The organism is Enhygromyxa salina, assembly GCF_002994615.1.
Taxonomy (GTDB): Bacteria; Myxococcota_A; Polyangia; order Nannocystales; family Nannocystaceae; genus Plesiocystis; species Plesiocystis salina_A.
On sequence record NZ_PVNK01000248.1, the window covers coordinates 25,948 to 34,826 of the forward strand.

At 71.3% G+C, this 8,879-nt stretch carries 9 protein-coding genes; 5 read left to right on the top strand and 4 right to left on the bottom strand.

Translation table 11 applies throughout. The features are described from left to right. Positions 1–45: 45 nt before the first annotated feature. Together ENSA5_RS28540 and ENSA5_RS28545 are read left to right on the top strand one after the other, a co-directional pair. Positions 46–768 carry a response regulator transcription factor gene (locus ENSA5_RS28540; protein WP_106394874.1) on the top strand — a complete coding sequence of 241 codons (723 nt, stop codon included), beginning with the start codon at positions 46–48 and terminating at the stop codon, positions 766–768. Next, the gene (locus tag ENSA5_RS28545) at positions 765–2,051 is read left to right on the top strand and encodes a sensor histidine kinase (RefSeq protein WP_106394875.1); all 1,287 of its coding nucleotides are present in this window, start codon (positions 765–767) and stop codon (positions 2,049–2,051) included. Before ENSA5_RS28540 ends, ENSA5_RS28545 begins: the two co-directional genes overlap by 4 nt. A 108-nt stretch (positions 2,052–2,159) precedes the next feature. Here the strand turns inward: ENSA5_RS28545 and ENSA5_RS28550 are convergent, their stop codons facing one another. From ENSA5_RS28550 to ENSA5_RS28560, 3 genes are all read right to left on the bottom strand, one after another. Further along, positions 2,160–2,633: an RCC1 domain-containing protein gene (locus tag ENSA5_RS28550; protein ID WP_146156210.1), complete on the bottom strand. Its 474-nt coding sequence runs from the start codon at positions 2,631–2,633 to the stop codon at positions 2,160–2,162. Between the two features lie 82 nt (positions 2,634–2,715). Further along, positions 2,716–3,129: an RCC1 domain-containing protein gene (locus tag ENSA5_RS28555; protein ID WP_106394877.1), complete on the bottom strand. Its 414-nt coding sequence runs from the start codon at positions 3,127–3,129 to the stop codon at positions 2,716–2,718. 381 nt (positions 3,130–3,510) lie between these two features. After that, a complete protein-coding gene (locus ENSA5_RS28560; protein WP_106394878.1) occupies positions 3,511–4,290 on the bottom strand; it encodes a hypothetical protein in 780 nt (259 codons plus the stop codon). A gap of 100 nt (positions 4,291–4,390) precedes the next feature. On the opposite strand from ENSA5_RS28560, the gene ENSA5_RS28565 reads away from it, so the two are divergent. From ENSA5_RS28565 to ENSA5_RS28575, 3 genes are all read left to right on the top strand, one after another. Continuing rightward, entirely contained in the window at positions 4,391–5,011 is a 621-nt protein-coding gene (locus ENSA5_RS28565; RefSeq protein WP_258183040.1) for an RNA polymerase sigma factor, read from the top strand. Between the two features lie 223 nt (positions 5,012–5,234). Next, the gene (locus ENSA5_RS28570) at positions 5,235–5,762 is read left to right on the top strand and encodes a hypothetical protein (RefSeq protein ID WP_146156211.1); all 528 of its coding nucleotides are present in this window, start codon (positions 5,235–5,237) and stop codon (positions 5,760–5,762) included. Then, positions 5,759–8,581, top strand: coding sequence for a serine/threonine-protein kinase (locus ENSA5_RS28575; RefSeq protein WP_106394881.1), 2,823 nt, complete (start codon positions 5,759–5,761; stop codon positions 8,579–8,581). The genes ENSA5_RS28570 and ENSA5_RS28575 overlap by 4 nt, the downstream gene beginning before the upstream one ends. Positions 8,582–8,656: 75 nt before the next feature. Here ENSA5_RS28575 and ENSA5_RS28580 read toward each other — a convergent pair. After that, positions 8,657–8,879, bottom strand: a 223-nt coding sequence (locus tag ENSA5_RS28580) for an MYXO-CTERM sorting domain-containing protein (RefSeq protein ID WP_258183041.1), incomplete at its 5' end; no start/stop codon positions are given.

Genomic DNA, 8,879 nt, shown 5'->3' on the forward strand with positions numbered 1-8,879 from the left:
GTGTTTCGACCGACATGTTCGTTGTGGCTTGCCTATGCTCGACCCATGCTGGCCAGCTTCGACGCGCCGATCCAGGTGCTCATGGTCGAGGACGACGAGCGCCTCGCCCAACTCACCGAGCGCTACTTGAGCAAGCGAGGGGTCATGACCACGCGCGTCGACGACGGCGAGCAGGCGATCGCGGCCGCCTCCAAGCACCACTACGACGTGGTCCTCCTCGATCTCATGCTCCCGGGGGTCGACGGTCTGACGGTGTGCGAGGCGATCCGCGAGCGCGGGGACGTCCCGATCATCATGGTCAGCGCGCGGACCAGCGACGACGATCGCGTCCTCGGCCTCGACCGCGGAGCCGACGACTACGTGGCCAAGCCCTTCAACCCGCGCGAGCTGCTGGCCCGGATCCACGCGCTCGTCCGGCGCGAGCGCGGCCAGGTCGGGCCCGCGCGGCGGCGCCTCGCGGTCGGTCAGCTCTCGCTCGATCCGCGGCGCATGCAGGCCGAGCTCGGGGGCGCCGCGCTCTCGCTCACGGCCTACGAGTTCCGCCTGCTCTACGCCCTCGCCGAGCACTCCGGGCGGCCGCTCTCGCGCGAGCGCCTGCTCGACCGCGTCCACCTGGGCAAGGCCGAGGAGGCCTTCGCGCGCTCGATCGACGTCCACGTGTCTCGCCTCCGTCGCAAGCTCGGGGTCCCGGGGATGCTGCAGACGGTCCGCGGTCGGGGCTACATGCTGCTCAATGACGCGGCCGAGGCGGAGGCGTGGTCGGAATGAGGCACCTGCTCTCGCGTCTGTTCCTGATCAATTTCTCGACTTTCTTGGTCACGGCGATCGCAGTGCTCGGCGTCCGCTGGTTCGTCGACCCAGGTGTGACGCCGCTCGACCGCGCGCGCCAGGCGATCGCCCTGGCCGTGAACGTCGACGCTCCGCCCGCGCAGCTCCAGACCAGGATCGAGCTCATGCGGGCCGAGTTCGGCGGCCAGGCGACGGTCTACGACCTCGAGGGCCAGGTGCTCGCGTCCAACATCGCTCCGCCCCTGCCTTTCGATCTCGACGCCGGTCACTCGCGCCACCCGAGCTTCGACGGGGCCGGTCACCAAAACGGCTGGGTCGTGTTCGGCGCGGTCTCTGACCAGGTCATCGGCGACACCAGCGAGCTGCTGCTGCTCGTGCTCGGCGTCGCTGGCATCGTCGGGCTCGGGTTCGCCGCGTGGGCGACCAGCCGCCTCGTCGGACCTCTGCTGGCGATGACCAACGCGGCCCGCTCGATCGCCCAGGGCAACTTCGACGTCCACCTCGGGCTCGATCGCAGCGACGAGGTCGGCGTGCTCGGGCGCGCCTTCGACGACATGGCCGGCAAGCTCGCGCTCCTTCAGCGTTCACAGCGCGAGCTCCTGACCTCGGTCTCGCACGAGCTGCGGACTCCGCTCGCGCGCATGCGCCTCGCGGTGACGATGCTGCAAGACGGCGACGAGCTCGGCGAGCTGCTGCCCGAGCTCGACACCGACCTCGACGAGCTTGAGCGGATGACCGACCGCGTGCTCGGGGCGGTCGAGCTCGACCTCGAGCTCAGCCACGGCGAGGCCATGGCGCTCGGGCCTCGCTCGTCGGTCCCTGCTCGCGCCCTGGCCCGGCGCGTCGCCGCTCGCTTTCGCCTCGCGCACCCCGAGCGCGAGCTCGACGAGGAGCTCGACGAGGAGCTCGGCGCGGTCACGATCGATACCCCCGCGGTGCTGCGGGCGTGTGAGAACCTGCTCGACAACGCCCACCGCCACAGCCCGCTCGGTCGGCCGGTGCGACTCGAGGTCCGGCGCGTCGGCGAGTGGCTCGAGCTCGCGGTCAGCGACGAGGGACCCGGCGTGCCGCCGCAGCTGCGCGAGCTCGTGTTCACGCCCTTCTTCAGGGTCGACGCCAGCCGCAGCCGCGGGACCGGCGGGCTCGGTCTCGGCTTGACGATCGTCGCGCGCATCGTCGAGGCCCACGGCGGGACCGTGCACCTCGGCGCGGCGCCCGGGGCGGGGGCGCGATTCTCGATCCGGCTGCCGGCCGGGTCGTGAGCGCGGGGCGACCGAACTGCAGCCCGCATCCGCGACCGTGTTGGGCGAGTGGCCCAAACGCGTCGCGCGATCGCGAGTGCCCCTACGCTCCTGACCATTTGACTCGCCCTACCACAGGTCGAGGGCCGCGAGCTTGTCGAGTGTTTCATCGTCGCCAATTGGCCCCTGGCGATCACCGTAGCCGAGCGCGGCGACGGGCGCCCCCCAGCACTTTACATCCCCTGACTGCAGCACCGCGCAGGAGTGAAACTCTCCAACATGAACCGAGCTGGCCGGGCCGCCGAGCGGGAGCGGCTCGAGCACCGCGGGGGTCTCGTCGTCGCCGATGATCTCCCTCGTCCCGTAGCCCAGCGCCACGAGGGTTCCAATTCCCCAACACTTCACCCCTCCGTCAACGAGGACCACGCAGGTGTGGTAGCGACCAGCAGCGACCTGGGCGACCTTGGCCCCGACGTCGACATGACCGACCGACGCCGGCGTCTCGTAGTCACCGAGGTTATCTCCGACACCCGCCGCGGCGCCCCCGTATCCGAGGGTGGCGGAGACATAGCCCCAGCAGGACAGGGCGCCGTCCTCATGCACGGCGCACACACCTTGAGGCCCGGCGGAGAGCTGAACGACCGGCGCCCCCGCGAGCTCGATGGGTGGGTAGTCGCTGGGGACGTCATCGTCTCCAATCCCGCCCGGGACGTCTTGTCCGAGGACCCCCGCCCCAGCATCGAAAGCTCCGGCGGCCCTCGAGCAGCGCGCATACGGAGGTGAGCGACGCCGAGATCTGCTCGACGCCGGTCCCGAGCGCGAGCGCGGGGATCTCGGCTACGGGCTCGTCGTCACCCAAGGACTCCGTGGTCTGGACGCCATGCTGAGCCCAGGTGCCGCGCCCCCAGCACTTGGCCCGCAGCTTTGAGTCACTCATACAGGTGATCATCCCGCGGACCGACAGCTCGACGAGCTCGGGCGGTGGCGGCGTAGCGTCGGTGTCTTCGGGCCGCTCGGGCCCCGAGCACGCGAGCGCGCTCGTCAGCAGCAGAGCGCTCGCGCCAAATCCAGGGGTCAGACCGACCGTCTTGAAATGCATGATTGCCTCAGGTTGGGTTCTTCTCCAGCTGGGTCGGCCGACTCCCAGCTGATCGCTCGAGCGGTCGCAGGGGCGCCGAGCGTGCACATGAACGCTACGCTGCACGCGTACAGCTGACGCCTGCTGAACGGACCCGAGGTTGGCATGCGCCTCTCCTGTTTGTCACGAGTGACGGAATCCTCAACACCTCGCTCGGCGTAGATTGTGCGGCGCCCTGGGTCGAAAGGCGCGGTGGCGAGGCCCGCGTTCGAGTCGCGGCGCGGCCACCGGCGGGAGCGAAGCTTCAACGTGGGCGGCGGGGCCCGAAACCTTAGCCGCCGACCTCCCCGATGAGCGCTCTTCCGGTCTCACGCACCGCTCGGTGTGGGTTCGAGCAACCCATCAGCAAGGTTCGGCCCACTGCGTCGCGCTGAAGCAGGTGCAGTTGTTGAACACCCTGCGATGACAGGTCCGCAGCCACAGCTGAATGTAGTAGTTCCAGGCGAAGTGGTGGCTCAAGGTGCACTGGCCACACCATGTTTCGACCTGGGTGGGTCCGCAGTCGGTCAGCGGCGCCGGGCCGCCTGGTTCGAGCCCCTCGGCTGGGGTGACAAAGGACTCGAACTCGAAGGCCGCGAGGTCCGCGGACTCGGCCGGGCTGAGGCCCTTGGCGACGAGCTCGGGGGTCAACCAGGTGCCGGGCGGCAGCTCGTCCTCGAAGTTGTCGAGCAGACCGCGTTGGGCGAGGAACTCGAGCACGCGGCCGTGTTCTTCGACGGTCGAGAGCTCGGACCACTCAAAGCCGGCGCCCGGGGCCCCGAGCGGCGAGCTGTTGCGCAAGACCAGCTCGCCCTGGGCATAGGCGAGAAAATTGTCGCGCTGGGTCAGGCTCTCGAACTCGGGGACCTCGTCCGAGGCCCCGACGAGCTCGTCGAGCGCAGCGTCGCTGAGTTCATCGAGGGGGACCTCGACGTAGCCCTCGACCGCGGCCTCGGCGAGGACCTGATCGGCGGTCAGGCTGGGCGTTTCGCTTTGTTCGAGCTCGAGGCCGCGCTCGACGAGGGGCTCACCGAAGCTCGGCTCGGATCGATCGCAGCCGAGGCCGAGGCCGGCGCTGAGGCCGAGGGCGAGGACCAGGGCAGGACGCGAGGAGGTACGAAATGAAGGTGTGGACGTGGACATGGTTGGGGTGGCGCCAGGTTGCGCACGACATAGGTCGGGCCGGCCGCCGAACTGTCCACCGGTTGGCGACAAAATCCGGCCTCCGCCCTACCATGGACCCGTGACCGCCAACGACGACTGGGACCACGACGCAGAGCTCCTCGAGCGCTGGCGAGCGGGGGACAACAAAGCCGGCGGCGAGCTCTATGATCGCCACAGCCCCTCGGTCTTTCGGCTGTTCAAGAACAAGGTCCCCGACCAGACCGAAGAGTTGATGCAGCAGACCTTCCTCGCCCTCGTCGAGGGCCGCGACAAGATCCGTGAGGGGACCAGCGTTCGCGCCTTCGTGCTCCAGGTCGCCCGCTTCAAGCTCATCGACCATCTGCGCGGGCTCAGCCGCGGCCGGGCCTTCGACGCCGAGCTCGACTCCGTCGCCGAGCTCGCGCCGGGACCTTCAACGATCTTCGCCGAGCGCCGCGAGCAGCAGCTGCTCCTCCAGGGCCTGCGGCGGATCCCGATCGAGCACCAGCTCGCGCTCGAGCTGTTTTACTGGGAGGGGCTCAAGGCCAACGAGATCGCCGCAGTGTTCGACGTCTCGCACTCGGCGATGCGCAGCCGCCTGGGCAAGGCCCGGCAGCTGCTCGCGGCGGCGATCGCCGAGTGCGCGGCCTCGCCGGCCGAGCGCCAGAGCACGACCATGGGGCTCGACACCTGGGCGGCGCAGATCCGCGCGCGGATGTGAGGCCCGCGGAGCTCGGCGCGAATGTGCCGGTGATCACGATCGATCGGAGATCGATTTGGCACGGACACTCCGGGCGGGTCCACGACTTGTCTGGCGAAGCAGCTGTCGTGGCCCGTCTTGGCTTCGCCGCCAGACAGGCCGCCGAAAATTACTGCCTGTGACCTTGGACAGTCGCCGGGGGCGCTCGACTATGAACACAGGCTCCACCATGTTCAACAATGCCATGTCTCGTTCGCTCGTCTTGTCGGTTCTCACCGCTGCGCCGCTCTCGCTCACGGCCCAAGCCGCAGGCAACAACCTCGACCTCGTGATGACCCACGCCTGCGAAGAGGACGTCGGCGGGGTGCTGCGCCTGTGGGTCGAAGAGGACGGAGACATCTGGTCCCCCGACCTCGACCGCTTCATCGGCTCCACAACGGAGGACCTGAAGCCGAGCGAGCACCCCAGCTATGAGGTTGGCTCGGCCCCGGACCTGACCTTGTCGTTCGCCTTCCGAAGCGGCGCCACGGGCATGGACGTGCTGATCTACGACCACAAGCTCGAAGACTGGGCCTACTACGACACCGTCGTCGTCGAGCGCAACTACGGCCGTATCTCCCTGCCGATCGACAGCTCGTTCAAGCTCGAGTTGACCGAAGGCGGGATCTCCGAAGAGCTGATCGAGTATCCCTACGAAGACGGGGGGACCGCAAGTCTGCCCCCCCAAGACAAGGCCGCGGTCCTCAAGCCCGTCAAAGACTGCAACGATTGACGCCCCCCTCCCAACCGGCGGCCGCGACGCTCGTCGAGGCCGGCAGCGGTAGCGAGCGAGCCCGGACCAGCCCCGAGCAGCTGCGGGCGATCGCGGCCGTTCGCTCGCGCCTGTTTGGCGAGGCGCCCGAGGTCCGCATTGGTCGCTACGTCCTCGAGCGCCAGCTCGGCGTCGGGGGCATGGGCGAGGTCTACCTGGCCGAGGACCCGGAGCTCGGCCGCAAGGTCGCGGTCAAACAAGTGCGGGCCGAGCTCGGCTCGCCAGCCCAGCGTGCGCGCCTGGTCCGCGAGGCCCAGACCCTCGCGCGGCTCTCACACCCCAACGTCGTCCAGGTCCACGAGGTCGGCGATGACGAGGGCGAGACCTACCTGGCGATGGAGTACGTCGAGGGCCTGAGCCTGGCGCGGTGGCTCGCGGCCGAGGCCCGGTCGTGGACCGCGATCCTGGCCGTGTTCGTCGACGCGGGGCGCGGGCTCGCGGCGGCGCACTCGGCCGAGCTCGTCCACCGCGACTTCAAGCCGGCCAACGTGCTGATCGGCCGCGACGGCCGTCCGCGGGTCGCCGACTTTGGCCTCGCGCTCGGCCCCGGCGAGCTCGACACCGCGAGCCTGAACGTGGCCGGGACCATCCGCTACATGGCGCTCGAGCAGCTGCGTGGCCAGGCCATCGATGGCCGCGCCGATCAGTTCAGCTTTTGCGTCGCGCTCTACGAGGCCCTGTGGGACCAGCGGCCCTTTGGCCCCAGCACCGACGTTCGTGCCCGGGTCCGCGAGCTCGAGGCCGATCGACCGGCGGCCCCGCCGTGGAGTTCGAGGGTTCCTCGGCGGGTCTGGGCGGCGCTTCGTCGGGGGCTGCGCTGCGATCCCGAGCAGCGCTGGCCGAGCATGAGGGCGCTGCTCGATGTCCTCGACCGGATCCCGCGCCAGCGCCGTCGCCGACGGGTCGCGGGTCTCACGATCCCGCTGGTCGCGAGCCTCGGGCTCGGCCTCGCGGCCCACCTGTCCGAGCTCGCGAGCCCCTGCCGAGAGGTCGACGGCGAGCTCGCCGAGCTGTGGAACCCGACCCGCCGGGCCGAGCTCGGCGCGGCCTTCGAGGCCAGCGCGGTGGCCCACGCGGACGCGAGCTCGGTCCGGGTCCGTGACCGCCTCGACGCGTGGACCAAGCGGTGGCTCGCGGCCCGGGTCGAGCAGTGCCAGGCCGCGGCCAGCTCGCGCGACGACCCGGCCCTGGCTCGCGCCCGCCGGGCCTGTCTCGAGCGTCAGCGCCAGGGCTTTGCGACCCTCGTCGAGGGCCTGGCCGCGGCCAACCCCGCGGCGATCGAGCGGGCGGTCGAGGCCAGCTCGAGGCTGCCCTCGCCCGAGCGCTGCGAGGCCGCCGCGCTCGTCGATGGCCCGGCCCCGGCGCCAGCCGAGCTCCAGCGGTCAGTCGAGCAGCTGCGCCTGGCGCTGACCGAAGCCGAGGTCTGGCGCCAGCTCGGGCAGGCCGATCCGGACCACACCCGCGAGCTGCTCGCCCGCGCCCGTGCGCTCGGCTACGGCCCCGTCGAAGCCGAGGCGCTGGCCGAGCGTGGGCGGTCCGAGCTCGCGGCCGGCTCGGCCGCGCGGGGCCTCGACGAGCTCGACGCCGCGGCCAAGCTGGCCCTCGCAACCGGCCACCGCCGCCTGCTCGCCGAGCTGTGGACCAGCCTCGCGCTCCATCGCTTGACCGACTACCCCGACCCCGACGCCGGCCCCGAGCTGCTCGAGCTGGCCGAGGCTGCGTGGTTCGAGCTCTCGCCCACGCCCGATGTTCGCGCGCGCCTCGCCCTTGGCCAGGGCTGGGTTGCGAGCGACCCGGCCCGCGCGGCCGAGGCCTTTGAGCGCGCGCTCGAGCTCGATGCGGCCGGGCCGATCGCGCCCCGGGCCCTGTCGGCCCTCGCCGAGCTCGCCGAGGGCGACGAAGCCCTGCGCCTGCGCCAGCGCGCGCTGGTCACAGCCGAGGAGGTGTTTGGCCCCGAGCACCCCGTGACCGCGCGCCACGTCTACAACCTCGGCGTCGTCCACCACAGCCGGGGCGAGCTCGACGCGGCCGAGCCCTTGTTTGTCCGGGCCGTCGAGCTGTGGACCGCCGCCCACGAGGCCCGCGAGCACCCCGACCTCGCCCGCGCGCACCTGCTGCTCGCCGACATGTGCCTGCGGGCCGGCGATCTCGACGGCGCCCGCGAGCACGCCCTGGCCCTCGCAGCCATCCAAGCCCAGACCCTGCCGCCGGACCACGCCGACCTCGGCGACGCGCCCATGCTCCTCGGCCGCGTCGCGGCGCTGCGCGGGGATCGGCGGGCGGCGCTCGAGTACATCCGCGAGGCCCTCGCCCGCTACGAAGCCAGCGATGGGCCCGGCGACGATCGGGTCTTGGCCCTGCGCCTCGACCTCGCCGGCCGCCAGCTCAGCCTCAACGACCGGGCGGCCGCGGCCGCGACCTACGCCGAGGTCCTGACCTTCGACCCCGCGCCGCCGCGGGCGGCCCTCGCCCACCTTGGTCTGGCCGAGATCGCCTTGCGCGACGGCGACCTCGCGGGTAGCCGCGAGCAGCTCGGCGCGATCGAGGCCCTCGGTCTCGACGCCCTCGGCGGCCAGCGGGTCAGCTACGAGCTGCTCCGGGCCCTCGTCGCGCTGCGCGGCGGCTGCCGGGGCTGCGCCGCCGCCTTTCGTGAGCGAATCGCCGCGGCGATCCTCGCCGATGACTGGACCCTCGAGCTGCTCGAGCCGTGGTTCGAAGAGCTCGAGTTGTCGCCCCGCGAGCGCGCGCAGCTCGGGCTCCTCGTCCACCCGCGTCGCTGAAGCCCCGGCCCCGGCGAGCTCCCAGGCCAGGGTCCGCGCGAGGAATTTTCAGGCGCGAGCACGAGGCGCGAGAGCTCACCGCCGGCGCCTTCGCCACCCGAGCGCAACGAGGGCCAAGAAGAGCGACGCCACCCCGCCCTCGGTCGGAGCGCTGCTGCATCCGCATCCGCCCCCCGACGAGTCGGCGTCGCTGCCGGGCTCCTCCCCACCTGTGTCCCCCTCGCTCCCGCTACCGGTGTCACCTTCGCCGTCGTCGCCCCCGTCCTCGCCCTCGTCCTCGCCCTCGTCCTCGCCCCCG